Consider the following 26,485-nt stretch of genomic DNA (forward strand, 5'->3'; position numbering starts at 1 on the left):
AAAAATCACAAGATTAAGTTATACAGCTTTATCTAACACCTCACATCAACTCGATGCTTTGGTTATGTTTGCTGGATTTAGCACGAAACCTGCTTCCTGTAACCGATTAACCAGCTTTGACACAGTTTCTTTTACATGGTCATTAAACGGAATATACAATATTGCCTGAGCATCTGAGGGAACTTCAATGTCTCCCTTTTTCAGAATTGCCACATTACCACGTCCAATTGCAGAGATAAGCATGCCTATTTCAAGAACAACATTTTGACGCGCCCTTGGTTGAACATTCTCTTGTCCATCGGCTTTTGCGTATCCCATATCATCTGGTGCCATAAGAACAATGCCAAAACGAGCTTGGTTTGTGTTTGGGCCAATTTCAGATTCGAGAGCCTCGATTATTGTTAAAACACCTCCGCCAGTATTTGTCAGTACAAATGGATCAAGGCCTAATTTATGAAGTACTAACTCAAGCTGTTCCCTTGCCGTTGTGTCGTGACCATGAATAAGGAAAACTTTCTTATTCGCTATGGCAGGGTTTAATGGGGCCTCGGGATCTGGGGCGTTTGCTATTGCCAATTCTGGCTTAGATGAAGTTCCAGTATATGAACCCAATGCAGCTATTAGCTTTTCTTTTGGCGCATTTTTGCCTTGGACATTCAGCGTCCCCGTTGAGGTGTGAGGTACTCCCCAGTTATAGGACAGCTATCGAGAGAAAATAAGTTTGTTCATGCGGCTTTCGGAATCAGTCGTTTATTGGCAGAATAGACTTTTGCCGGAACCTGACCATCAAGCGCTTTGTGGCGACGAACCGTGTTGTAGTCGTTGAACCAATGCTTCAGGCCTTTGTAGAGTTCGAGACCATCGGCTGGTGGGTTCAGGTAAATGTACTCATACTTGACGCTCCGCCATAACCGTTCGATGAAGACGTTGTCAATTGCTCGGCCTTTGCCATCCATGGAGAGTGCAGACTTGGACTCTGTGATGACGGCTTCGGCAAAGACCTCGCTGGTGAACTGGCTGCCCTGATCGGTGTTGAGAATCTTGGGTGCCCCGTGCAACCGCACGGCTTCAAGCAAGACCTCGGCACACCATTTGGCATCCATGGTATTCGACACCGACCAGTTCAGCACATAGCGGCTTTTCAGGTCGATGATGGCCATCTGAGATACTCCCCAAAAATAGGACGGCTGGTTAAATTGGATCAACAAAAACCCAGCAGTCACTATGAAACAAACACGCCGCAAGTTTACGCCTGAATTCAAAACAAAGGTCGTCCTGGAAGCCCTCAGTGAACGGCTTCCCATGGCAGAACTCGCCCAGAAGCATGAGCTTCATCCGAACCAGATCACTCAATGGAAACGGGAGTTCCTCGACAAGACCTCCGATGTCTTTTCGAAAGGTGAAAAGGCTAGGAAAACCGAGCAGGATTATCAGCAGGAGAGCGAAGAACTCTACAAAACCATCGGCCAATTGAAGGTTGAGGTCGACTGGCTCAAAAAAAATTGCAGTCGTAAAATCGCTCTCGGAACGACGCTCCATGGTTGAGAAAGAACATAGCGGTATCAGCATGCAACGCCAGTGCGACCTGCTTTCGATCCACCGATCAGGCCTGTATTATCAGCCGATAAAGACCTCGAAGCTGAATCGTGAGCTCATGCGGCTGATTGATGAGCAGTACCTGCTGAGGCCATACTACGGCGTTTACCGTATGTGGCAATGGCTGAGTATGGACAAAGGCTACAAGATCAACCTCAAACGGGTACGGCGGCTCTATCGCCTTATGGGTCTGGAAGCCATCGGCCCCAAGCCGAACACCTCGAAACCGGCGCCGGGCCATAAGGTCTATCCGTATCTGCTCCGGGGACTTGCGATCAAGCACAGCGACCATGTTTGGGCAACTGATATCACCTATGTGCCGATGGCCCATGGATTCATGTACCTGATGGCCATCATCGACCTGAAAAGCCGCTATGTGCTGAACTGGTCGGTGTCGAATACCATGGATGCCAAATGGTGTGCCGAGGTCTTGCTTGAAGCCGTGCGGTTGCACGGGGCACCCAAGATTCTCAACACCGATCAGGGCAGCCAGTTCACCAGCGAGGTCTTTGCCGAAGCCGTCATCACAGAGTCCAAGTCTGCACTCTCCATGGATGGCAAAGGCCGAGCAATTGACAACGTCTTCATCGAACGGTTATGGCGGAGCGTCAAGTATGAGTACATTTACCTGAACCCACCAGCCGATGGTCTCGAACTCTACAAAGGCCTGAAGCATTGGTTCAACGACTACAACACGGTTCGTCGCCACAAAGCGCTTGATGGTCAGGTTCCGGCAAAAGTCTATTCTGCCAATAAACGACTGATTCCGAAAGCCGCATGAACAAACTTATTTTCTCTCGATAGCTGTCCTATAACTGGGGAGTACCTCATACCACTANGGGTGACGGCCTGTANTTTCATGCGGTATTCACGACAGTTCAGCTACATAGCGGCNTTTCAGGTCGATGATGGCCATCAGGTACATGAATCCATGGGCCATCGGCACATAGGTGATATCAGTTGCCCAAACATGGTCGCTGTGCTTGATCGCAAGTCCCCGGAGCAGATACGGATAGACCTTATGGCCCGGCGCCGGTTTCGAGGTGTTCGGCTTGGGGCCGATGGCTTCCAGACCCATAAGGCGATAGAGCCGCCGTACCCGTTTGAGGTTGATCTTGTAGCCTTTGTCCATACTCAGCCATTGCCACATGTAAATGCCGTGGTATTTCGCATGCTGGTTTACTGGCTCATCATCAGCCGCATGAGCTCACGATTCAGCTTCGAGGTCTTTATCGGCTGATAATACAGGCCTGATCGGTGGATCGAAAGCAGGTCGCACTGGCGTTGCATGCTGATACCGCTATGTTCTTTCTCAACCATGGAGCGTCGTTCCGAGAGCGATTTTACGACTGCAATTTTTTTTTGAGCCAGTCGACCTCAACCTTCAATTGGCCGATGGTTTTGTAGAGTTCTTCGCTCTCCTGCTGATAATCCTGCTCGGTTTTCCTAGCCTTTTCACCTTTCGAAAAGACATCGGAGGTCTTGTCGAGGAACTCCCGTTTCCATTGAGTGATCTGGTTCGGATGAAGCTCATGCTTCTGGGCGAGTTCTGCCATGGGAAGCCGTTCACTGAGGGCTTCCAGGACGACCTTTGTTTTGAATTCAGGCGTAAACTTGCGGCGTGTTTGTTTCATAGTGACTGCTGGGTTTTTGTTGATCCAATTTAACCAGCCGTCCTATTTTTGGGGAGTATCTCAGTGTACCAATTTACAATTGCCCCCTCTGAAGTTTTTATCTGATACACGTGCTTTTGATCTTTAACATCGGAAATGTTGAAGCCACATCCACGGATTATGGTTTGTAAATCTTCATGTTCCTTCATGCTTCATGATTGCTCCAATTCTTTTAATACATAGGCCGCAGATGAACAGTACTCCGCGACAGGAAATTTATTTTTCCGTGCAAAGGACAAGCTCAAGCCACGAGTGCACTCGCCTACGGCCAACCTGAAAAACGCTTGATAAAGCCATATAGAACGCTCGACTCGTTATAGACGATGACAACAAAAAACGATTACACCAAACTTACCACCTAATCAGCAAACAAAAAAAGGCAGACCTTTTGAGTCTGCCCTTTGGAATTGCACTGTAGGAAATCCTTTCCGCCCCTTCTCACTCGATATACATCAGCGCCTGGTCGGCGGAAACGGCGTCTCCGGGCTTGGCGAGAACGACTGTGACGATGCCCGATTTTGGCGCTTTGACCGGGGACTCCATTTTCATGGCTTCCATCACCGCGACCTCCTGGCCCTCCTCCACCTTTTGGCCAGCCTCGACCTCCATCTTGAAGACGTTGCCCGGCATGGATGGCATGACCGGCGTGCCCCGATGCTGCTGGGGTGCGGAGACCGTCGGCATGGGCATCACGAAGGGCTGCGCACCAGGCGCGACCGACTGCGCCATCACCATGCCGTTGGCGATCACCACGTTGAACGACTTGCCATCGACCATCACCATGTAGTTGCCCGACAGGTCGCGCGATGACGGCCTGATGAGGTCGGAGAGGCGATCCTGCAACGAGTTGCCGTGCGAGGTGACCTTCAACTCCTCGGCGTCCTTCTTGGCCTCCTCCTCGACTTCGACGTCCGCCTTGTAGCGGATACCCATCGGCTTGTCGCCCTTGAGGAAGCCGATCCCCTTCGCACCGCAGGTGGCCGCGATGAAGATATTCTCGTCGGTCACTTCGAGTCCCGCCTCTTCGAGCAGTTTGCGGTTGTGCTCGACGCCAAGCTCTGGATTGCGGTCGTTGATGTCATGCACGTCCTGCACGGTCGGTTCGAGACCGAGCTGCTCGGCGGCGAGCGCTACGACTTCGGGATCGGGCGTGGCGGGCGTTTTGCCGAAGTAGCCGAGCACCATCTTGCCGTAGCCATCGACGATCTTTTTCCACGGCCCCTGCACGGTGTTGGCGAAGGCCTGCTGGAAGTAAAACTGCGAAACCGGCGTCACCGACGAGCCGAAGCCGCCCTTGGCGACAACCTCGCGCATGTTGCGGATCACCTCCGGGAAGAAGTGCAGCGTGTCGTGGTCGCGCATCATCTGCGTGTTGGCGGTCAGCGCACCTCCCGGCATCGGCGAGAACGGAATGACCGGATTGACCTCTTTGGCTTCCGGCGGCATGTAGTATTTGTCCATGTGCTCGATGAACATCGACTCGACCTTGAGGTACTTCTCCTGATCGATGTCGAGCGTGTAGTCGGTGTCGCGCAGGCGGTGCCACATGGTGAGGATGTCAACCTCGGCGGTGCCACCGCTGACGGGAGCCATCGCGAGGTCGATGATGTCGATGCCCGCCTCGATGGCCGCATAGTTACAGGCAACGCCCATCCCGGCGGTGTCGTGCGTGTGGAACTGGAGCACGGTGCTTTCGGGAAGCATCTTGCGAGCGCCCCTGATCGTTTCGTAAATCACGGCGGGTGTTGTGGTACCGGAGGCGTCCTTGAAGGCTACGCTGTCAAACGGAATGCCCGCGTCGAGAATCTCCTTGAGCTTGTCGAGGTAGAACTGCGGTGTGTGGCAATAAGACTCGTTCAACCCCGGAGGCAAGCCCATCAGGGCGATCACCACCTGGTGCTTCAGCCCGGCGTTGACGATGCACTGGCCCGACCAGGCGAGGTTGCGCACATCCATGAGCGCGTCGAAGTTGCGGATGGTGCTGACGCCGTGCTTCTTGAAAAGCTTTGCGTGCAGGTCGATGATGTCTCGCGACTGCGAAACGAGGCCGACCACATTTGCACCCCTCGACAGGGTCTGGAGATTGATGTCCGGCCCGACCACGCGGCGGCAGGCGTCCATCATCTCGAAGGCGTCCTCCTGACAGTAGAAGTAGAGGCTCTGGAAGCGTGCGCCTCCGCCAATCTCGAAGTTATCGGTGCCCGCCTCTACGGCGGCTTCGAGCACCGGAAGGAAATCCTCGGTTTTGACCCTTGCTCCGTAACAGGACTGGAAGCCGTCGCGGAAAGAGACATCCATGAACCGTATTTTTTTCATATAACGCTCTCGCTGGTTTTATTACTACGGCGATTAAACTTCTCAAATAATTGCCCTGGACTTTAGTCCGGGGTTTATGGATAACACAAAATAAATCAGGGCGTTAGCCCAATTTCTTTTACCAGTGACTTTTGTGAATTATTGCCGCCAGGATAATAACTGAGCCATTACAGCCGCCCCCGTCACGCTGTGCAGATGGCAAAACGCCGCCTCGAAAGTAAACTGTTTTCCGAGTGAGAGTTACGCAAGCTCCTTGCTGATGGTTTCGAGCTTCTCAAACGAATCCTCATCGACCTGTTTGTGCAGGCTGTTGCCATGCGCGTCCATCGTGACGATGCACGGGAAGGCTTTGGCCTGCAGGTGCCACATCGCCTCCGGCACGCCCATCTCTTCGAGGAAATCGACGCCGGTCACCTTTTCGATGCACTTGGCGTAGTACTGCGCCGCGCCGCCGATGGCGTTGAGGTAAACCGCGCCGTGCTTCTGCAATCCGGCAAGCGTCTTCGGCCCCATGCCGCCCTTGCCGATCACCGCGCGAAGGCCGAGCTTCTCGATCACGTCCGCCTGATAAGGCTCTTCACGCGCCGAAGTCGTCGGGCCTGCCGCCACGACGGTGTACTCGCCAGCCTCGTTCTTGAGCATCACCGGGCCGCAGTGGTAGATGATGCCGCCGCGAATGTCAAGACCCTCGGGCAGATCGTGGTGCATGATGTAGTGGTGGAAGGCGTCGCGTCCGGTGTGCATTTCGCCATCGACGATGACGATGTCGCCAACCTTCAGCGAGCGGATTGTCTCTTCGCTCACCGGTGCGGTGAGCACCACCTCGCGGCCCGTCAGCGGAATGCCCGCGCCGCGCGCCATGCGCTTGATCTCGCCCGGATAGCGGTACTGCCACTCGGTGATCGAACCCTCTTTCGGGTCGATGATGACGCCAAGACGACGGTAGGCCCAGCAGTTGTAGGCGACCGAGACGTAGAAACTCGCCGGGACGCGATGTGCTTTGCCGATCTTGCAGCCAAGCAGCGTGGTCTTGCCGGCGAAGCCCATCGGGCCAATGTTCAGCATGTTGGCTTTGTCGAGAATCTCCGCTTCGAGTTCGGCCAGCGCCGCATCGGGATTGGTATCATCGACCGAACGAAGCAACTGATGCTTGGCGAGATCATAGCTGCTGGTGCGGTCGCCGCCAACGCCAACCCCGATGAAGCCGGGGCTGCACCCCTGACCCTGCGCCTGATAAACAGCGTGAAGGATGCACTTGCGCACGCCGTCGATGTCGCGAGCCGCGCGACCAAGTCCGGGAATATCAGCGGGAAGTGAGTACTGGATGTTCTTGTTTTCGCAGCCACCGCCCTTGAGGATGAGCTTCACCTCGATCTCGTCCCGATCCCACGGCTCGAAGTGAATCACCGGCACATGCTCGCCGAGGTTGTTGCCGGAGTTCTTGCCGGTGAGCGAATCGACCGCGTTCGGGCGAAGCTTGCCGGTGCGGGTCGCCTCGACGATCGCCGCCTTGATATCTTCCTTCATGGCAAGCAGATCGGCCCCTTTCGGCGCGTGCACGAAAAAAGTCGGCATACCGGTATCCTGGCAGACAGGAGCGACCCCATCGACCGCCATGTCGATATTGAGCGTGATAGCGGACATGGCCAAACCGGCCCGCGAATCGGCGCGTTCCTTTTCCGCAGCATCGGCGATAGCCTTGCGAACGTCGCTCGGCAAATTCGCGGAGGTTTCGGTGATCAAGGCTATCATTGAATCCCTGAACTGTTTCATAGTCGGCAAGCTTGTGGTGAACAGAAATAGTGGACGCTTCTCCTGCAACAGCCTTGTCATATGCATCCGGACGGACGATCAGCGAGGAACGGGACATCGCTCCGGTGAAACCGCTTGTCATCTGGTGAAGCGGGCCGTACAGACAAAGAATATGGAAACTCTATCATCGATTACGCTCTTATTTGCTGATAATTCAAGCGATAATCGAGGGCTGGCAGTGAAACGTGGAATTTACAATTTTTTTTGAGAAACCCTGAACCAGCAATGACTTCAGCGGGAAATACGCCGGAACCTGCGAGACGATGCCGCTGAAGCCAAGCTCTGGTTATACCGAAATTTTTGCCTTAGCTTGTGGATGAAACCGACAAACGCGTGAAAAACCTCGAACAAGCATGATCCAGCCAGCCGAAGCCCTTCGCCGCCCGGAAGCCTATCCCCATCCGGTCCAGCAGGAGATCGCAGTGGTCGAGACCCATATTTCGTGGATATTCCTCACCGGCACGTTCGCCTACAAGCTCAAGAAGCCGATTAATCTCGGCTTCCTCGACTTCTCGACGCTCGAACGGCGCAAGCATTTCTGCGAGGAGGAGCTGCGCCTCAACCGGCGTCTCTGCCCTGACCTCTATCTCGCCGTGCTTCCGGTCACGGCGTCAGCGGACGAAATCCACATCGGCGGGAGTGGCGAGGCGGTGGACTATGTGGTTCGCATGGCGCAGTTCGACCGGTCGTTCGAGCTCGACCGGCTGCTCCGCAACAACGAGCTCACGAAACGCCAGATCGAAGAGGCTGCCAGCGTAATCGCCACCTTCCACGCCGAAACCCCACGAGCCAATCCCGCCGCGACGTTCGGCACACCGGAGGTGATCCTCAAGCCGATGCTCGAAAATCTCGACCTGACCGAAGAGGTCGCCCGCACCATCGAGGAACGGAGCGACATCGAGAAAATCCGCTACTGGACGCTTGCCGAACACCGAAAGCTCAGCGGCATCGTCCGGGAACGCAAGGCGCTCGGCATGGTGCGGGAGTGCCACGGCGACCTGCACACGGGCAACATGGTAATACGCAACGGCAAGATCACCATTTTCGACTGCATCGAGTTCAGCCACGCGCTGAGCATCATCGATGTCATGAGCGACGTGGCCTTCCTCTTCATGGATCTGGAGCACTCCGCCCACCCCGAACTGGCTTGGCACTTTCTGAACGCCTGGCTCTCGAAAAACGGTGATTACAACGGGTTGCAGGTGCTGCGTCTCTACTGCGTCTATCGTGCGATGGTACGGGCCAAGGTCACCTCGATCCGGGTTGCACAGGAGTCAGACGAGAAGGAAAAAGCCAAAACGCTCGCCGAGCACCACTCCTACATTCGCCTCGCGCTCGCCTACACGCAGCCCCGAAAGCCGATGCTGCTCATCACCTACGGCGTCTCGGGGAGCGGCAAATCGACCTGGGCAGCGCAACTCGCCGATATGGGCGGCTTCATCCACATCCGCTCTGACATCGAACGCAAACGCCTTTTCGGCATCGACAGCCTCGAACGCAGCGCCGCAAAAGGAATCGACATCTACACTCCCTATGCGACGCAGAAGACCTACGACACCATGCTCGACGCCGCCTCGACCGCCCTGTCCGCAGGCTTTCCGGTGATCGTCGATGCCACCTTCCCCGACGCCCATCGCCGGGCCCCTTTCATCCGCCTGGCAAGAACGATGAACTGCGAGTGCCGCATTCTCTGTTTCCACGCCACGCACGAGACGCTACGCAAGCGGGTGCGGGCACGCCACGCGGCAGGAAGCGACGCCTCCGAAGCCGACCAGAAGGTTCTCGAAGCCCAGCTTCACAGCACTACTCCGCCGGACGGAGACGAAAAAACCCTCTGCATCCAGATCGAAACAGAGGGCGAAGTCACCGTCGAAAAGCTGCTGAAGGCGCTGGAAGTGTAAAAAGAGTTACACCTCGATACCGAAGAAGTAGCGGATACCAAGTCCGGCCAGAAAGCTGATGCCGGAGACAACCACAATCAGCCCGGCCATTTCGAGAAAGCGGCTTTTGAACGACACCTCCTGGGCAACGGCAACGTAGAAATTGAAAAGGGCAACCACCAGAAACGCTCCGACAAACGCCAGGGCAAGGCTCAGATAGATGTCGTCCAGCAAGAGATAAGGCACAATCAGCACCGCCACGGCGATGATATAGGCCACACCAGTGTATATCGAAGCCTTGACAGGGCTTTTCACTCCGGCTTCAGCTTTCGTGGAGAGATACTCCGAGGAGGCCATCGAAAGGGCGGCAGCAAAACCGGTGATCATGGCCGTCAGCGCAACCAGCCGGGCGTTCTGCAAGGCGAAGGTCAGGCCCGCCAAAGCGCCTGTCAGCTCGACCAGCGCATCATTCAGGCCAAGCACGATCGAGCCGGTGTATTGCAGTCGCTCTTCGTCGAGCACAGCGATCAGCGCCTGCTCATGCTCCTCCTCGTCCTTGACGAGGCCGCCGATTTCACTGCCCATGCTCGCCACGCGTTCGTAGGCCAGCTGCGCATTCCGCTCTCCGTTTTCCATCAGCTTGACTGCGAACGTGAAACCAAAAAGCATGGCAATCATCGAAAAAATCCAGATTCGGAAGCGATCAGGCTCCACATCCTGCCCGGTAAATTTTTCCCAGACATTATAATGGCGAAGCTCGTCGTCGGAAATCTGCGCAAAGATGCGACGGTTCTTCACCCCTTCAACCTTCTCGGCGAGATGCTTGTAAATGTAGTGCTCGGTAATCTCGTTTTTCTGGAATCCGGCGATATGGCGCAGATCGGTTTCAGACAACTGGTTCACGAATGGGAGTGCTTAGTGGTTAAAGTTCAGCCTGTCTGCCGGAGCGAATCGCCACTCCATCAGACCGGCTGATCATAAAAAAGAAAAGGAAGACTCCGCAAGAGTACAGTAATGGAAGAAATTGGGCTAAAGCCCTGAATTATTTTGCGGTACCCATAAACCCCGGACTGAAGTCCGGGGCAATTTTCAAGAGTTTACTTGTCGAAACAATAATTGCCCCGGCTTTCAAGCCGGGGTTCAGAACTGACAATTATTTCATGGGCTTTAGCCCCATATCTCTTTTTTCTTTTACGCCCGCGTCGCCGCCTCGACCAGTTCGTTCATGCGCGACACGTAATCGGCGACCGAGTCGAGATCACCTTCGAGCAGGAGTGCGCTCTCGAAAAGCTGCACCACCGCCGCGCGCACAACCGGATCGTTTGAAAGACCAACTGCATGTTTGCCGGCAAGGTTCCTGATGATCGGATGCGCGGTGTTGACTTCGAGAATCTTCTTCGAAGCAGGCATATCGGCATCCTTGCTCATCATCTTCATCATCTTCTCGAACTGGCTGTCGGGCGCATTCTTGTCGCTGACCAGCGTCACCGGCGAGCTGACGAGGCGCCTGGACTCAACCACATCGGCCACGCGCTCGCCGAGCACCTCCTTGAAGAGCGAAATCACACCGGCAGTGCCCTCCGCGCCGAGGCGCTCGCCTTCGGGCTCCACAGTGCTCGTGTCGATTTCAGCTTTTTCGATCGACTTGAGCGGCTTCTTGTCGTACTCGAAAATCGAGGGAATCACGAACACATCGACCGGGTCGGAGAGCAGGAGCACTTCGATGTCGCGCTTCTTGAAATATTCGAGGTTTGGATGGGCAAGCATCTGCGGGCGGCTGCTGCCGGAGTGGTAGTAAATTTCGCTCTGCCCCTCGGCCATGCGCTCCGCGTATTGCTTGAGGGTGACGTACTCGCCCTCGCCGGTTTTGGTGGTCTCGAAACGCAACAGGTCGATCAGCTTGTCGCGATTGGTGAAGTCGGTATTGAGGCCGATTTTCAGAATCGTGCCAAACGCTTTGTAGAAGGTGCGGAACTTCTCCGGCTCCTCTTTGGCGATGGTGTCGAACCAGCCAAGCAGCTTGCCGGTCAGAATCTGTTTGATTTTCGCCATCACCGGGCTTGCCTGCACCAGCTCGCGCGAAACGTTCAGCGACAGATCCTCTGTATCGACCACGCCGCTGACAAAGCGCAGGTATTCCGGAAGCAAATCGCGGCACTCGTGCTGGATGAGCACCTTTTTGACGTAGAGCTGCGGCCCGCGTTTTTCGAGCGCGCCCTGGTTGTAGAGCAGCTCCATCGGCGCTTCAGAGGGGATGAAAAGCAGCGCCTTGAAACTCACCGCACCCTCAACCGACACGTGCAGGTAGTCAAGCGGATCCTTGAAGTCGTTAGCAATGAACTTGTAGAACTCGTTGACCTCCTCCTGCTTCAGCTCGCTCTTCGGACGCTGCCAGAGCGCGGTCATGCTGTTGATCTGGCGGGTGCCGATGCAGATGGGATATTCGACGAAGTTCGAGTACTTCTTGATAATCTGCTCGACGCGGTACTCTTCGGCGAACTCCCTGAACTCCTCCTTGAGAGTAAACGAAATCCGGGTGCCGCGAGCCTCGCGCTCGACCGGCTCGATGGTATAGGAGCCCTGGCCGGATGATTTCCAGCGCCATCCCTGCGAGCCGCTCTCGATGCTTTTGGTCTCGACGGTCACCTCGTCGGTCACCATGAAGACCGAGTAGAAACCAACACCGAACTGACCGATGAGGTTGGCGTCGAGCGGCTGGCCCTCCTTCTGCTGCGCTTTGAGCGCCTCCATGAAACCGAGCGTGCCGGACTTGGCCACCGTGCCGAGATTCGAGATCAGCTCCTCCTCGCTCATGCCGATACCGGTGTCTTCAATGACGAAGCTTCCCGACTCCTTGTCGGCGGTGATGGTGATCTTCAGCTCGCCGGACTTGTCGATGCCCTCATCGGACGAGAGCATCCTGAAGCGCGCCTTGCCGAGCGCGTCGGAGGCGTTGGAGATCAGCTCGCGTAAAAAGATTTCGGGATGAGTGTAAAGCGAATGGACGATCAGGTTCAGAAGCTGCTTCATTTCAGCCTTGTATTCGAATTGCCTCACTGACGAAGTATTATGCTCACTCATTGCAAGTTGTCTTTTGATTCTGTATGAATTCGCCTGCAAGAATAGAGTAAAACAACACAGGCGAACAGATGAATTTTCGGGGTAAATTTAATGGCGAGAACCAAATAACGCAAGCGCTCATGGTAAGGACACCCGAGCGCCTGGAAGTGCATTATTCTTCTTTCGAAACAAGGGCAGGAAGAGATGAGAGTCCTGCAGGTACTGAATCAGGCAGTCAGAAAAAGTCAGGATACAGAACCACCATACCACTCAGCTCACACCCTTCTGAGCTTTTTGCGCGCGGCGGCTTCGCCATCGTACACCCGCTTGACACCGTCGCCAAGTGCTTTTTCGATATCTCGGATATTATTGACGAGCCTCGACATGCCGGAAATTTCCACCGACGCCGCCTGGTCGGAACCCCACATGGCGCGGTCGAGCGTCACGTGACGCTCCACGAAGGTCGCGCCGAGCGCCACCGCCGCCCATGTCGTGGCCAGTCCGACCTCATGGCCCGAGTAGCCGATGGGGTTGTCGGGGTAGCGCTGCTGAAGCGTGTGGATCATGCGCAGGTTCAACTCCTCGACCGGGCAGGGGTAGGTGGAGTTAGTGTGCGCGATCAGCAAATTCTCCCTGCCGAGTTCCGCGACCGCGGCATCGACCTCCTCCATGGTGGACATGCCGGTCGAGATGATGAGCGGGCGCCCCGTTGCCTTGGTCTTTTTCAGCAACGCGAGATCGGTCAGCGAGGCTGAGGCCGCCTTGTAGCACGGCGGGTTGAACTGCTCCATGAAATCAACCGCCTCCTCGTCCCAGCACGACGCGAACCAGGCAATGCCCTTCTCGCGGCAATAGGCATCGATCTCGGAATAGTCGTCGAAACCGAACTCCACCTTATAGCGGTAGTCCATGTAGGTCATCCGCCCCCACGGAGTATCGCGCTCGATCAGGCGCTGATCCATCGGCACGCACAGCTCGGGCGTCCGCTTCTGGAACTTGACCGCGTCGCAACCAGCCTGCGCCGCACCTTCGATCAGTTTTTTGGCCACTTCGAGTGAGCCGTTATGATTGATCCCAATCTCCGCGATCACATAAACACGATGGCCGTCGCCGACCATGGAATTTCCGATTTTCACTTCAGCCATAGATTTCAATTCAGTCAAATAATGAAAAAGCGCGCGCCGCAAGACGGCGGTTGATTCTATTAATACGGGAATAAACGAGAAGATTTTATGAAGCTCTCAGGGCAATCAGCCACTCGGCGTACTCCCGGAAGGCTCCACGACCGCCTTGCGCGGTGCACCGGTAGTGAACGCAGGGTTCGACCAGATGCATTGCATCACCCGGACAGGCCACCAGGCCGAATGGCGCGATAGCGTTCATGATACCAATGTCGTTCACGTCGTCGCCGATATAGGCGATTTCGGCCTCGGAGAGACCGGTATCCGAGAGCACATCCGCCAGCCTCGACTGCTTGTCCTTGACTCCGAGGTACAAGCGTTCGATATGCAGCTTCTGCGCCCTCCTGACAATGCTTGGCGAAACCTCGCCGGTCATGATGCCGGTTTCGACGCCGTGCTCGCGCAGGCGTTCGACGCCCATGCCATCGCGGATTGAATATCGCTTGAACTCTTCTCCCCTTTCTGAGTAGTAGACGCCGTTATCGGTAAACACACCGTCGTTGTCCGAAAGAACAAGCCGGATGCGCGAAGCTCTCGCTTTCTGTTCCTGCGGGGAGAGAAGAATCATGAAATGATGAGGTTTTGTAGTAAAACGCTTCTGTACAAAATACCGGCCAATATATCACTTTTCCGTAATATCTTCGACGATCCGTCTTTGCGGCGCAGAATTTCAATATCTGTCAAAGCACATTTCAACAAGTTATCCACACTCCTTCCACATGCCACCAACCCCTTGAGCAATGGCATGTTACGAACTTTTCATAGCAAAAACGGATTCACGGAAGCCAAGCGAAAAGCACCGATATCGCTATTATTCAAAATAACTTACAGCAAAAAGAGAAAAAAATTGCTCGCAGGAAGGTCACTCAACAGCCGACATCGGCGCTCCGCGCGCCCGATCGCATCTATCAACGGGTCAACATGCTCTGCCACGCCGACCGGCGCATCGACGATACAGATCAAAAAGGGCGGCATGGTTTGTATTCCATGACGCCCCTTTTCATACGCTAGATCAATAAACGTGCTTATCTGAATCAGGTATACGTTTCCTTGTAGCGCTTGATCGAATCAAGCAGAATCTGTTTGGCTGTGGCCGCGTCCTGAAATTCTTCAACCAGAACCGTCTTTTGCTCAAGCGCCTTGTACTCTTCGAAAAAGTGCTGAAGTTCCATTTTGAAGTGCTTTCCGAGATCACCAATGTCGTTGATGCCGCTAACGCTCATGTCGTCTTCAGCCACGGCGATAATCTTGTCGTCGCCCTCGCCGTGATCAATCATGCGCATAGCGCCGATCACCCTCGCCTGCACGACGCACATCGGCACGATGGAGCACTGGGAGATGACGACAATGTCGAGCGGGTCATGGTCTTCACCGAGAGTCTTGGGAATGAATCCGTAGTTCTCGGGATAAAGAAGGGAGGAGAAAAGTACGCGATCAAGCTTCAGCATTCCAGTCTTTTTATCGAGCTCATACTTGGTTTTACTGTCTTTGGAAATCTCGATGATCGCGTTAACAACATTCGGGCACTCTTCACCGATTTCAACGTGGTGCCACGGGTTAAAATTCATAGTTGACTGTCCTTATCTTGATGGTGTTGATGAAAAGGTGAGCAAAGATAGAATATTTTTTCAAACCTTCCAGAAAAAAGACAAGGCCGCCCTTGTCTGGTTACCAAAAATAATTTGCAGAAGCTGACAGATCAGCCGGATCAGCCGGATCAGCCAAATCTGACCGATCTGCCTCCATTTTTGATCACTCTTTTCGCTCAAAATAGTCCCTCGTCTCACTGGCGATCACCGGACTCAACAGCAGCAAGGCAACCAGGTTTGGCACCGCCATGAGACCATTCGCGATGTCGGCGAAGGTCCAGACCACCCGCAAAGAAGCAACGGAACCAACCATCACCGCCGCGACCCAGAGCCAGCGATATAGCTTGATCGCCCGGCCACCAACAAGATATTCGAGCGCTTTTTCGCCGTAGTACGACCAGCCAAGGATGGTCGAAAAAACGAATGTCAACAGGCCAAACGAAAGCACTAGCGGGCCGATATGTGGAATCTGCGAGAACGCGGCGTTGGTCAGGTCCGCTCCTTTCAGTCCGTTCATCCACTCACCCGAGTTGACCACCACGATACCTGTGGCAGCGCAGACAACCACCGTATCCCAGAAGGTGCCGGTCGAGGAGATCAGCGCCTGGCGCACCGGATGCGAAGTCTGCGCCGCCGCCGCCACGATGGGCGCACTGCCAAGGCCCGACTCGTTGGAGAAAAGTCCACGGGCAATACCGTAGCGCACCGCCTCGCGAGCCCCGGCACCTGCGAATCCACCGAGCGCGGCCTGGCCGGTAAAGGCCGAACTGACGATCAGGCTGATCGTGTCGCCAATTGAATGGTGCCCCATCACCAGCAACGCAACGCAACCGATCAGGTAGAGCGCGGCCATCAGCGGCACAAGGTACTCGCAAACGCGGGCAATCGACTTGATGCCGCCGATAATCACCACGCCGGTGAACACAGTCAGCACCGCGCCGCTCAGCCACGGCGAAACCTGATACTTGGTCTGCAACAGCGTGGCGATGGAGTTGGCCTGCACCATGTTGCCAATGCCAAACGAGGCCACAACGGTGAAGATGGCAAAAATAACGCCAAGCCATTTCATACCGAGGCCCTTTTCGAGCACATACATCGGCCCGCCAGCCACCGTCCCATCCTCGTTTACCGTGCGATACTTGACCGACAGCACTGCCTCGCCATATTTGGTGGCAATGCCAAACACGCCGGTCAGCCACATCCACAGCACCGCTCCCGGCCCGCCCATCGCCACGGCCGTCGAAACGCCGACGATGTTGCCTGTGCCGATCGTCGCCGCCAGCGCCGTTACCAGTGCCCCGAAATGGCTGATCTCCCCCGTCCCCTCGTGCGAGCGGGTGAACGAAATACGGATAGCATAAAGCAAGTGCTTCTGGATAATGCCGAGTCTGAACGTCAGAAACAGATGCGTCCCGAACAGCGCCACCAGGAGCGGAATACCCCAGACAAAGTCGGCGATTTGCGAAAGAAGAGCTTCAAATGATTGCATGGGAGTGGGTTAGGATGAAGTGATAAAAATTATTTCTCAGACTTCAAATTTCGCAGAAGCCGCTCGAAGGCACATTTGTACGAATCGTGATCTTTCCATCGTCTAAAATCTCCGATGTAGCGCTGACGTCGGACGTTCCCGGCCCAGCCGGTTGTGCTGTCCATCACAGATTCATCCAGACGAACAGGAACAAGAACATTCTTCTTCTCGATCCGTTCACGGTCGAGGGCGTGTTCCAGCTCGTGTTCAACCCAATCGCTCTGAACGGAGTGCTCGGATAAAATAAAGAGAAGCTTATCGTGAATCCGGATGAATTCATCGATAACCGGTCGGATTTTATCGCCAATTTTCAGATCATGAGGCGCAAACCAGCAGCCTGAAGGTCATTGTGAATCCGCTGGGCAAGCTCTTCGTCTTTGTGGCTGTAACTGATGAAACAGGAGTAGTATTGGATTGGAGTCGAGGTCAAAGAACGAGCATACTCGATCATCTGATCTGGTACACCACAGCCACGGAGGAAAACTTCGGGAATGTTTCCTTGTGAGTAGTAAAGAGTGTCAATGCCGATGGTGGATGGTGCTCCGTGTACAATTGCTTCAAGACCTTTTACTAAACTGAGATCAACTCCGCCAAAAGAAGTAAAACCTGCGATAGCATTACTTACATTTACATCAATTAGCTTGGCGTTGTTGAGATTAGTCCCATATAAATCAGCACTGGAGAGATCAGCGTTAAAAAGACTAACATCTCTGAGCATATATCTGTTAAGATTGACGCCTGATAGATTGACCTCACTCAAATCCGGATGAATATTATAATTCTCTTCCCTCCACTGATTCCAAACCTCAACGCCTTGCTTGAGAATTGCCAGATGTTCCGGATTTGCCATGATCGAGTGATGAAAGGGTAATAATGGATGCTCCTGAAACGGCTTGGGTACTGATTGGGCTAAAATACCGAATTTTGATGAGATGTAAACGCCTTCTGCTCTCCCCTCGGCAAGCGCCACCCCATGCCCGATATTCTCGAAATTTTGATATTTTCCGCCCTCATCACAGAGAACCGGACTTGACACATCAGACAGAGAGACGAAAAGCATGGAGTTAGCAAAAGAGATCGCGCGGCGGCGGACGTTCGCTATTATCAGCCACCCGGATGCGGGTAAAACCACCCTCACCGAAAAGCTGCTGCTGTTCGGCGGCGCAATCCATACGGCAGGCGCGGTGAAGAGCAACAAGATCCGCAAGACGGCGACCAGCGACTTCATGGAGATCGAGAAGCAGCGCGGCATTTCGGTGGCGACTTCGGTGATGGGCTTCGAGTATCGCGGCAAGCGCATCAACATCCTCGACACGCCGGGTCACAAAGATTTCGCGGAAGACACCTACCGCACACTGACCGCCGTGGACAGCGTCATCCTCGTGGTGGACAGCATGAAGGGCGTCGAGGAGCAGACCGAGCGCCTGATGGAGGTGTGCCGGATGCGCCATACGCCGGTGATCATTTTCATCAACAAGCTCGACCGCGAGGGGCGCAACCCTTTCGAGCTGCTCGACGAGCTGGAGCAGAAGCTCGACATTCAGGTGTGCCCAATGACCTGGCCGATCAGCCAGGGGCAAACCTTCAAGGGAGTGTACAACCTCTTCGACCGTTCGCTGAACCTGTTTGAGGCCAATTCGTCAAAGATCGGCGAAAAGCTGACCGACATCGAGGGCATCGACGATCCGAAGCTCGAACACTGGGTCGGTTCAACTTATGCCGGGAAGCTGCGCGAAGACGTGTCGCTGATCGAGGGTGTGTACGAACCATACGAGCTTGAGATGTATCGCGAAGGGTTGCAGGCGCCGGTCTTTTTCGGCAGCGCGATCAACAACTTCGGCGTCGGCGAGCTGCTCGACACCTTCATCGACATCGCCCCCTGCCCGCACGAGCGCGAGGCGTCGGAGCGCATGGTGCACGCTTCGGAAGAGACGCTATCGGGCTTCGTCTTCAAGATTCACGCCAACCTCGACCCGAACCACCGCGACCGCACGGCCTTCTTCAAAATCTGCTCGGGCCGCTTCGAGCGCAACAAATTCTACCAGCACACACGCCTCGGCAAAAAGCTGCGCTTCTCTAACCCGACGCAGTTCATGGCGCAGGAGAAGAGCGTCATCGACGAGGCGTGGGCGGGCGACGTGATCGGCCTGTACGACAACGGCTCGCTGAAGATCGGCGACACCTTGACCGAGGGCGAAAACCTGCACTTTCGCGGCATTCCGAGCTTTTCGCCGGAGATCTTCAAGGTGCTCGAAAACCGCGACCCGCTCAAAACCAAGCAGCTCGAAAAAGGCATCCGCCAGCTCACCGACGAAGGCGTGGCGCAGCTCTTCATCCAGTACGGCACGCGCAAGATTGTGGGCACGGTGGGTGAACTTCAGTTCGACGTGATCCAGTTCCGCCTCGAACACGAATACGGCGCGCAGTGCGCCTTCACACCGCTGCGCTTCCACAAAGCCTTCTGGATCACCAGCGACAACCAGGAGCAGCTCGACGAGTTCATGCGCCGCCGCGCCAATGTGATTGCATTCGACAAGGAGGATCACCCGGTCTTCATGGCCGAAACCGAGTGGATGCTCAAGATCGCCAAAGAGGACTTCCCGGAGATCGAATTCCACTCTACCTCGGAGTTCAAAACGGAAGGTAAAGACGCCTGAAGGATGAGCCAAGAGGGCGGGCGTAAAACCCGCCCCTACGAAATATTTCAAAACACCCCACCCCTCGTAGGGGCAACCCTCGCGGTTGCCCTGCCACGAAACACCTCAACGCCACGATGAATCCTTCGCCTTGCAGCCAAACCCGCCCCTACGGTGGACAACATGACCAGCGAATGACGCGGGGAACCATTGCCTGATGGGGCTGGTAGTAGTGAGCAGTTCAAAAAACCAGCCTACCTCACCATGACCACTCGTAACTACTCGGTCAAAGGGATGCACTGCGCGAGTTGCGTGGCGATCATCACCAAAAAACTTTCGGCGCTCGACGGCATCGCCAAAGCCGATGTCAATCTGGCTACCGAGAGGGCTCGCATTGAGTTCTCCGGAGAGCCGTTGAGCATTGAGGCGCTGAACGAACTGCTTGGCAAGTACGGCTTTTCACTGGTCGAGGACGCTCCGGCGAAAGCCGCCGCGCCGGAACCCGCCGCCGACCACCACGCCTCGAAAAAGCAGGAGAAGCTCGGCGAACTGCATCGGCAGAAGCGACAGGTCCAGATCGCGCTTCCGCTTGCACTGCTCTTTTTCGCGGTGATGCTGTGGCACAGCGCCGCTGCCGCCATTGCCGGATTCCCGCACTTCCCCATCGACATGGAGAGCTGGAACTCCATCGCGCTGCTCGTCGCGGCGTGGATACTCTTCAGTATCGGCAAGCCCTTCCTGCGCGGCGTCGTTTCGTTCATCCGCACCGGCGCGGCGAGCATGGACACGCTTATCGGCCTGGGCTCGCTGGTCGCCTGGAGCTACAGCGCTTTTTCCATTCTCTTTCCGACGCTACGAAACCGCCTCGGCCTGCCGCACGAGAGCTTTGCCGACGCAGCCATCGTGGTGATCGGCTTCGTGCTCTTCGGCAAATATCTCGAAGCCCGCTCGAAGCTGAAGACCGGCGAGGAGATCGAGAAGCTCATCGGCCTGCAGGCCAAATCGGCGATTGTGTATGACAACGGCGAGGAGATCGAGGTGCCGGTCGAGAAGGTGGTCAATGGCACGATGCTCCTCGTCAAGCCGGGCGCGAAAATTCCAGTCGATGGCGTGATTTTTTCAGGCAGTTCGTCGATTGACGAGTCGATGATTACCGGCGAACCGGTGCCGGTGGACAAGCGCGAAGGCGATACGGTGATCGGCGGCACCATCAACAAGCAAGGCTCGCTCATCTTCACGGCCACCGGCGTCGGCGCGGAGACGATGCTCGCCCGTATCATTTCGATGGTCGAGGATGCGCAAGGTTCGAAAGCCCCGGTGCAGAACCTCGCCGACAAGGTTGCCGCGGTCTTCGTGCCGACGGTGCTCATCATTGCCGTGCTGGTCTTTCTGCTCTGGCTCGGCGTCGGCACGCCCGCGCTCGGCTTCCGTAACGCCCTCGCCTACGCCATCATGGCGATGGTGGGGATTCTCGTCATCGCCTGCCCCTGCGCGCTGGGCCTGGCCACACCGACGGCGATCATCGTCGGCACCGGACTCGGAGCGCGGCACGGCATCCTCGTCCGCAACGCCGAGAGCCTCGAAAGCCTCAGCCGCGTCGATACGGTCGTGTTCGACAAAACCGGCACCATCACGCGCGGTGAGCCGTCGGTCACCTCCATCGAGCCGTTCGGCGAAGCGACCACGCCCGACGAACTGCTCGCGCTGGGGGCGGGCATCGAGCGGCACTCAGAGCACCCGCTCGCCCAGGCCATCGTCAACGCCGCGAAAGAGCGGAAGGTCGAGCCGGTGCAGGTAACGGAGTTCAAGGCGCTCGAAGGGGTCGGCGTCGATGCAAAAGTCGATGACGACACGGTGCGGGTGCGCAAGCCCGGCGACGGCGACAGGCAGCGGCCGGAGATCGCGCGGCTCCAGCAGGAGGGCAACACAGTGGTCGTCGTGGAGCGAAACGGCGAGGCGCTCGGCCTCGTCGCGCTCTCCGAGGCGCTGAAGCCTGAGGCGAAAGAGACGGTCGCCAACCTTCGGCGGATGGGCAAGCGCGTGGTGATGCTCACCGGCGACAACCGCCACGCCGCACAGTTCATTGCCCGGCAGGCGGGCATCGCGGAGGTGATCGCCGAGGTGCTGCCCTGCGATAAAGCCAACGCTATCAAGAAATTGCAGGTCGAAGGCCGCACGGTCGCCATGACGGGTGACGGCATCAATGACGCCCCGGCTCTTGCCCTCGCCGACGTCGGCATCGCCATGGCGACCGGCACCGACATCGCCATCGAATCGGCGGGCATTACGTTGCTCGGCGGCGACATCGGCAAGGTCGTGCAGGCCATCACGCTCTCAAAAAAAACGATGCGCGTCATCCGCCAGAACCTCTTCTGGGCCTTCATCTACAACGTGATCGGCATCCCGCTCGCCGCCGGAGCGCTCTATCCGTTCTTCGGGATATTTCTCAACCCGGTCTTCTCGGGCATCGCAATGGCCGGAAGCAGCGTCTCGGTCGTCACCAACTCGCTGCGCCTGAGAGCGGCAAAATTGGGGAAATAACCAATAAAAAGATCGGTCGGATCGGGCCGAACCGACCGATCAAAAAAATTACAGCAATGAACAACGAAATCAGCCACTACCGCGAATTCCTGAAAGACAACGTTCGCCAAAAGGTGGACTTTTCGCAAACACCGCAGAACCGCCGCGTTCCGCCGCCGCCAATCGAAAAGCCGATACCGGAAGGAGCAAAAACAATTCCCCTGCCACCGATTGAAAAGGCAAAGCTCGCAGGCAGCATCGATCTCTGGTCGGCCATCGGCCAGCGCGAAAGCTGCCGGTTCTACTCCGATGAACCGCTCTCGCTCGACGAACTCTCGCTCCTGCTCTGGGCGACGCAGGGCGCTCGGCTGAAACTCGACGCGGGCCATGCGTTGAGGACGGTGCCCTCGGCGGGTTGTCGGCACGCTTTCGAGACCTACCTCTGCGTGCTGAACGTCGAAAGGCTGGAGAAAGGCATCTACCGCTACCTGCCGCTCGAACACGCCCTGCTCTTTTCGCACACATCGGAACACCTTGAAAGCCGCATCGTCAGGGCCACGCTCGGCCAGCGCTTCACCGGTGACGCGGCAGTGCTATTCGTCTGGACGGCGATTCCTTACCGCATGGAGTGGCGCTACGGCCTGGCCGCACACAAGGTGATCGCACTCGACGCGGGCCACGTCTGCCAGAACCTTTACCTCGCCTGCCAGGCCATCGGCGCGGGAACCTGCGCCATCGCCGCCTACGATCAGGGCGAGATGGATCGCCTCCTTGGCGTTGACGGCGAAGAGGAGTTCACGATCTATCTCGCTCCTGCCGGAAAGAAAGGGTAAATCGTCAGTGCTGACGGGCAGCCCGCCATGCCGCGAAGCGGGTTCGCGCGACCAGCGCGACGAGCGCAATAGCCGAAACGATAGCGACGACTCCCCCCTCCTCGTGCGCTCTGCGGCTCACCCAGTTTTTCGGATCCAGACCGAGCCAGGCGTAGAGGTAGTTGGCAAGAATGCCGAACAGGAGCGACATCAAAACAATGACCACGAGATAGGCCACCGTGCCCTTTTTGCCAAGCAGCTTTGAGATCACCGGCAGCGATGCGGCGTTGGTTGCCGGACCGGCAAGGAGGAAGACGAGCGCCGCGCCGGGCGAGATACCTTTCAGCGCAAGCGCCGCGACGATGGGGGTTGATGAGGTCGCGCAGACGTACATCGGCACCGAAATTGCAAGCATCATGATCATGGTAAGCAGGTCGTTCGACAGGTAACGCTCCAAGAATTGCCCCGATACAAACACCGAGATGAAACCGGCAATCAGCACGCCCACAAGCAGCCAGGCACCCACGTCACCAAGCAGTTCGCCGAACGCGAAGGAGAGACCCGACCTGATTTTCTGCAACACCCCCGGCTTCTCGACACTCTTGTAGCCACAACCGCAAGAACAGCAACTATCCGATGGCGCACCGTCAGACGGAGGTTCGGCGGCAGACTCTGCCTTTTCGGTGAAGGTAACGGCAATGCCGGTCGCAATCGCCGTCATGAAAGCCGCAACCGGCCTTATGAGCGTCATCAGGGGATCGAGCAGCGCATAGCTGATTGCAATCGAATCGATGCCGGTTTCGGGCGTGGAAACAAGGAACGACGAGACCGCCCCCTTTCCTGCACCCTGTTTTTTGAGACCGGCAGCCGCCGGAATCACCCCGCAACTGCACAACGGAATCGGTACGCCGATAGCGGAGGCTTTGACGATGCTCGAAAACCCGCCCCCGAGATGCGTCGCCACGAGCTTTTCAGGCACAAACGCCTTGACGAGGCCAGCAACCAGAAAACCGAAAAGCACCCATGGAGCAGCATCAAGCAACACAGACCACGAGGCTGTAACAATATCGATCAACACCTTCAATACCTCTGGCATGATTCACTCCATTTACTGATTGACACATTTTCGCATGATCATATATTCATGTTTTATTCACAAAAAAAATCGAGCATCACTTTTCCTGCACGTGCTCGAAGCCGATCCTGATGAGTTCGGCAATGTGGCTGTCATCGAGTGCGTAGAGGACGTTCTTGCCCTGCTTTCTCGACCGGACGATCTTGGCATCCCTGAGAACCCGCAACTGGTGCGACACCGCCGACTGGTTCATGCCGAGAATCGAAGTAAGATCGCACACGCACAGCTCTGAGCGGTAAAGCGCATTGAGCATCCGCACTCTCGTGTGGTCACCGAGTACCTTGAAAAGCTGCGCCAGATCCTGCTGCTGCTTCTCATCCGGCATAGCCTGACGCACAGACTCGACCATATCGGGATGATCACACCTCTCCAGGCAAAGTCCGTCATCTTTTTCAGTCATCGATACCATAAACACATGAACAATTATTCATATGATACCATAAAAAGAAAAACCGGATAAATCGTTTCGTGATCCGCTCGCTTCATGCAGCAAATTCAGTTTCGCCTGTGCTTGGCAAGCGCGTCGTGACAGAAGAGGAGAATATCGACCTCAGCGGCAGCACTATCGTCGCCCAGAAGCTTCTTTGTCAGAAGCAAGGCCAAACGCTCGTAAAAACTGACCGTCTGGGCAAAATGCTTCGCCACTTCGGGGTGCCCCACCCTGTCGCCGACAATGATGCGGAGGCAAGTCTGCATCACGTCGAGAGCCGTCGAGGTTTCAAGAGAGGGCAACTCGCCTGATGCTTCATTCTCCGTAACAATCGCATTCAGCGTCCTGTACGCCATCAGATAGCTCTCCGATTCAAGATATTCAAGCATATTCTCCAGGCGATGTTTCATAGTAATGTCCATAACTTCCGGGTTGTTCAGCGATATTTCTATCCTCAAATAGAGCAGAAGCGAAACAAGTTCCCGAGAAAGTTCGGGTTTCCACTCACCGGGCCAAAAGCCCTTCTACCCATTCGATCTGCCCCGGCCGGCAGATGCGCTTGAGATCGTAGTAGCGCTGGACAAACTGGCGGGCACGATTGCCGAGGAGGCGCCGCCTTTCCGGATCACCGAGCAGTGCCGAAACCTCGCGTGCAAGCGCTTCTGCATCAAAGAAATCGACAAGACAGCCGGTTTCGCCGTGGCGTTCGCGCTCCTGCTCGGACGCAGCGAAGGGGCCGATCCGCTTACGATCCCAAGCTGCGCAAGGATGCCGGAGCCTACTACACGCCCGTTGAGGTAGTGCGCTGCCAGGTGCGCCTGATCGACGACCTGCTCGTCAACCGCCTGAACATGCCGCTCGGCTTTGCCGATCCCGGCGTCGTGACGCTCGATCCCGCAACGGGCACCGGCACCTACCTGCTCGGCGTCATCGAACACGCCCTCAAGCGAATCAAGACTGAACAAGGGGCGGGAGCCGTCGCGGGCCAGGCGACGGGGCTGGCCCGGAACCTCTACGGCTTCGAGCTGATGGCCGGGCCTTACGCCGTGGCCGAACTCCGCGTCAGCCGCGCTCTGCGCGACCGTGGCGCGTTGCTGCCGAAGGATGGTACGCACGTCTATCTCACCGACACGCTCGAAAGCCCCGACACCGAGCCGCTGGTGTTGTCGTACTATCTGAAACCGATTTCCGACCAGCACGAAAAAGCGCTGAAGGTCAAAAACAGCGTGCCGGTGATCGTCTGCCTCGGCAATCCGCCGTACGACCGGCACGAAGCCGCGACCGGCGAGAACAAGGCGCGAACCGGCAACTGGGTGCGCTAAGGCGGAAAGCCGAACGGCGCGGACGCGATCTTCCGCGATTTCATCGACCCCGCCGTCGCCGCCGGGCACGGCGTTCACATCAAAAATCTCCACAATCTCTACGTCTATTTCTGGCGCTGGGCGCTCTGGAAAGTTTTCGAATTTCCCACTACCCACGGCCCGGGAGTAGTAAGTTTCATCAGCGCTTCAAGCTATCTCAACGGCGATGCTTTTTGCGGAATGCGCGAGCACACGGGCCGCCATTGCGATGAAATCTGGATTCTGGACCTCGGCGGCGAAGGCCGCGGCACGCGGCAAAGCGACAACGTCTTCGCCATTCAGACCCCCGTCGCCATCGCCATTGCCGTGCGTTCGAGTAACGCCACTTTGGACAAACCCGCTACCGTCCGCTACACCCGAATCGAAGGCAGCCGCAACGAAAAACTCGCCGCGCTCGACGCCATCACCAACTTCGCATCCCTCGACTGGCATGAGTGCCCCGACGACTGGCAAGCACCATTCAGCCCGGAAGGTACAGGCGATTATTTCACCTTGCCATTGCTGACAGATTTAATGCCTTGGCAACATTCGGGGTGCAAGATGAATCGTACTTGGCCGATAGGCCCTGACATAGAAACTCTTGAGCGACGTTGGCGAGGGTTTCTCTTTGCCCAAAACCGAGCAGAAGTTTTCAAAGAAACCCGCGACAGGAAAACAAGTCTGAAGTACCCTTTGCTATTTGAAGGCGAAGACGCGAGCAAAACACTCGATCAGCTACCGAGTAATTCACCGGCACCTCCTTTTTTACCATACGCTTATCGATCATTCGATAGACAATGGGTGTTTGCCGATAGTCGGTTAGGTGACTTTATGCGCCCAGATCTCTGGAATTCACGTAGTGAAAAACAGATATTTTTAACAAGTTTGCTTAACAAGCTACTCGGAAAAGGGCCTGCCACAACGGCATCAGCTTTAATTCCTGACTGAGGTACTCCCCAGTTATAGGACAGCTATCG

General features: G+C 56.0%; 25 protein-coding genes. 8 read left to right on the forward strand and 17 right to left on the reverse strand.

The features are described 5' to 3' along the window. Positions 1-45 precede the first annotated feature (45 nt). Together NY406_RS05690 and NY406_RS05695 are read right to left on the reverse strand one after the other, a co-directional pair. The gene (locus NY406_RS05690) at positions 46-612 is read right to left on the reverse strand and encodes a nucleotide-binding protein (RefSeq protein ID WP_260533147.1); all 567 of its coding nucleotides are present in this window, start codon (positions 610-612) and stop codon (positions 46-48) included. A gap of 113 nt (positions 613-725) precedes the next feature. Continuing rightward, positions 726-1,160 carry a transposase gene (locus NY406_RS05695; RefSeq protein WP_411267071.1) on the reverse strand — a complete coding sequence of 145 codons (435 nt, stop codon included), beginning with the start codon at positions 1,158-1,160 and terminating at the stop codon, positions 726-728. Positions 1,161-1,224: 64 nt separating this feature from the next. Between NY406_RS05695 and NY406_RS05700 the strand changes: the two genes are divergently transcribed. Both NY406_RS05700 and NY406_RS05705 read left to right on the forward strand, forming a co-directional pair. Continuing rightward, positions 1,225-1,545 (forward strand): transposase, encoded by a 321-nt coding sequence (locus NY406_RS05700; RefSeq protein ID WP_260533149.1) that lies wholly within the window; start codon positions 1,225-1,227, stop codon positions 1,543-1,545. Further along, positions 1,538-2,377, forward strand: a complete 840-nt coding sequence (locus NY406_RS05705; RefSeq protein WP_260533150.1) for an IS3 family transposase — start codon at positions 1,538-1,540, stop codon at positions 2,375-2,377. The genes NY406_RS05700 and NY406_RS05705 overlap by 8 nt, the downstream gene beginning before the upstream one ends. A gap of 398 nt (positions 2,378-2,775) precedes the next feature. Here NY406_RS05705 and NY406_RS05715 read toward each other — a convergent pair whose 3' ends face one another. The 4 genes from NY406_RS05715 to NY406_RS05730 form a co-directional block, all read right to left on the reverse strand. Beyond that, positions 2,776-2,916 (reverse strand): hypothetical protein, encoded by a 141-nt coding sequence (locus NY406_RS05715; protein WP_260533152.1) that lies wholly within the window; start codon positions 2,914-2,916, stop codon positions 2,776-2,778. Between the two features lie 23 nt (positions 2,917-2,939). Further along, complete coding sequence (locus NY406_RS05720) at positions 2,940-3,230, reverse strand: transposase (protein ID WP_260533154.1); 291 nt, start codon at positions 3,228-3,230, stop codon at positions 2,940-2,942. 477 nt (positions 3,231-3,707) lie between these two features. After that, complete coding sequence (locus NY406_RS05725) at positions 3,708-5,585, reverse strand: biotin/lipoyl-containing protein (RefSeq protein WP_260533156.1); 1,878 nt, start codon at positions 5,583-5,585, stop codon at positions 3,708-3,710. A gap of 240 nt (positions 5,586-5,825) precedes the next feature. Next, positions 5,826-7,358: a fumarate hydratase gene (locus tag NY406_RS05730; RefSeq protein WP_260533158.1), complete on the reverse strand. Its 1,533-nt coding sequence runs from the start codon at positions 7,356-7,358 to the stop codon at positions 5,826-5,828. A gap of 392 nt (positions 7,359-7,750) precedes the next feature. On the opposite strand from NY406_RS05730, the gene NY406_RS05735 reads away from it, so the two are divergent. Further along, entirely contained in the window at positions 7,751-9,298 is a 1,548-nt protein-coding gene (locus NY406_RS05735) for an AAA family ATPase (protein WP_260533160.1), read from the forward strand. A gap of 6 nt (positions 9,299-9,304) precedes the next feature. Here the strand turns inward: NY406_RS05735 and NY406_RS05740 are convergent, their stop codons facing one another. From NY406_RS05740 to NY406_RS05775, 8 genes are all read right to left on the reverse strand, one after another. After that, entirely contained in the window at positions 9,305-10,180 is an 876-nt protein-coding gene (locus NY406_RS05740; protein WP_260533162.1) for a VIT1/CCC1 transporter family protein, read from the reverse strand. Between the two features lie 288 nt (positions 10,181-10,468). Continuing rightward, complete coding sequence (gene htpG, locus NY406_RS05745; protein WP_260533164.1) at positions 10,469-12,358, reverse strand: molecular chaperone HtpG; 1,890 nt, start codon at positions 12,356-12,358, stop codon at positions 10,469-10,471. Between the two features lie 254 nt (positions 12,359-12,612). Next, the gene (locus NY406_RS05750; protein ID WP_260533166.1) at positions 12,613-13,482 is read right to left on the reverse strand and encodes an N-acetylneuraminate synthase family protein; all 870 of its coding nucleotides are present in this window, start codon (positions 13,480-13,482) and stop codon (positions 12,613-12,615) included. Between the two features lie 85 nt (positions 13,483-13,567). Then, positions 13,568-14,086: a KdsC family phosphatase gene (locus NY406_RS05755; RefSeq protein ID WP_260533168.1), complete on the reverse strand. Its 519-nt coding sequence runs from the start codon at positions 14,084-14,086 to the stop codon at positions 13,568-13,570. A gap of 466 nt (positions 14,087-14,552) precedes the next feature. Beyond that, entirely contained in the window at positions 14,553-15,086 is a 534-nt protein-coding gene (locus NY406_RS05760) for an inorganic diphosphatase (protein WP_260533170.1), read from the reverse strand. A gap of 184 nt (positions 15,087-15,270) precedes the next feature. Then, the gene (locus tag NY406_RS05765) at positions 15,271-16,596 is read right to left on the reverse strand and encodes an alanine/glycine:cation symporter family protein (protein WP_260533172.1); all 1,326 of its coding nucleotides are present in this window, start codon (positions 16,594-16,596) and stop codon (positions 15,271-15,273) included. 29 nt (positions 16,597-16,625) lie between these two features. Then, entirely contained in the window at positions 16,626-16,949 is a 324-nt protein-coding gene (locus tag NY406_RS11310; RefSeq protein ID WP_411267101.1) for a toll/interleukin-1 receptor domain-containing protein, read from the reverse strand. Beyond that, positions 16,946-17,695 (reverse strand): toll/interleukin-1 receptor domain-containing protein, encoded by a 750-nt coding sequence (locus NY406_RS05775; protein WP_260533175.1) that lies wholly within the window; start codon positions 17,693-17,695, stop codon positions 16,946-16,948. The genes NY406_RS11310 and NY406_RS05775 overlap by 4 nt, the downstream gene beginning before the upstream one ends. Here NY406_RS05775 and NY406_RS05780 point away from each other — a divergent pair. From NY406_RS05780 to NY406_RS05790, 3 genes are all read left to right on the forward strand, one after another. After that, positions 17,694-19,292: a peptide chain release factor 3 gene (locus NY406_RS05780; protein ID WP_260533177.1), complete on the forward strand. Its 1,599-nt coding sequence runs from the start codon at positions 17,694-17,696 to the stop codon at positions 19,290-19,292. The two genes, NY406_RS05775 and NY406_RS05780, sit on opposite strands and share 2 nt — an antisense overlap. A 243-nt stretch (positions 19,293-19,535) precedes the next feature. After that, positions 19,536-21,812 (forward strand): heavy metal translocating P-type ATPase, encoded by a 2,277-nt coding sequence (locus NY406_RS05785; RefSeq protein ID WP_260633753.1) that lies wholly within the window; start codon positions 19,536-19,538, stop codon positions 21,810-21,812. 56 nt (positions 21,813-21,868) lie between these two features. Further along, complete coding sequence (locus NY406_RS05790; protein WP_260533179.1) at positions 21,869-22,624, forward strand: SagB/ThcOx family dehydrogenase; 756 nt, start codon at positions 21,869-21,871, stop codon at positions 22,622-22,624. Positions 22,625-22,628: 4 nt separating this feature from the next. Here the strand turns inward: NY406_RS05790 and NY406_RS05795 are convergent, their stop codons facing one another. The 3 genes from NY406_RS05795 to NY406_RS05805 all read right to left on the reverse strand — a co-directional run bounded on the left by NY406_RS05795 (position 22,629) and on the right by NY406_RS05805 (position 24,578). After that, on the reverse strand, positions 22,629-23,699 hold the full coding sequence (locus tag NY406_RS05795) for an SO_0444 family Cu/Zn efflux transporter (RefSeq protein ID WP_260533181.1): 1,071 nt from the start codon (positions 23,697-23,699) through the stop codon (positions 22,629-22,631). 76 nt (positions 23,700-23,775) lie between these two features. Next, positions 23,776-24,087: an ArsR/SmtB family transcription factor gene (locus NY406_RS05800; RefSeq protein WP_411267072.1), complete on the reverse strand. Its 312-nt coding sequence runs from the start codon at positions 24,085-24,087 to the stop codon at positions 23,776-23,778. A 146-nt stretch (positions 24,088-24,233) separates the two neighbouring features. Next, positions 24,234-24,578, reverse strand: coding sequence for a hypothetical protein (locus NY406_RS05805; RefSeq protein ID WP_260533183.1), 345 nt, complete (start codon positions 24,576-24,578; stop codon positions 24,234-24,236). A gap of 225 nt (positions 24,579-24,803) precedes the next feature. Here NY406_RS05805 and NY406_RS05810 point away from each other — a divergent pair, with 225 nt between their 5' ends. Together NY406_RS05810 and NY406_RS05815 are read left to right on the forward strand one after the other, a co-directional pair. After that, on the forward strand, positions 24,804-25,490 hold the full coding sequence (locus NY406_RS05810; protein ID WP_260533185.1) for an N-6 DNA methylase: 687 nt from the start codon (positions 24,804-24,806) through the stop codon (positions 25,488-25,490). 219 nt (positions 25,491-25,709) lie between these two features. Then, entirely contained in the window at positions 25,710-26,456 is a 747-nt protein-coding gene (locus NY406_RS05815) for a type ISP restriction/modification enzyme (RefSeq protein WP_260533187.1), read from the forward strand. Positions 26,457-26,485 lie beyond the last annotated feature (29 nt).

Source organism: Chlorobaculum sp. MV4-Y, from assembly GCF_025244685.1.
Classification (GTDB): domain Bacteria; phylum Bacteroidota; class Chlorobiia; order Chlorobiales; family Chlorobiaceae; genus Chlorobaculum.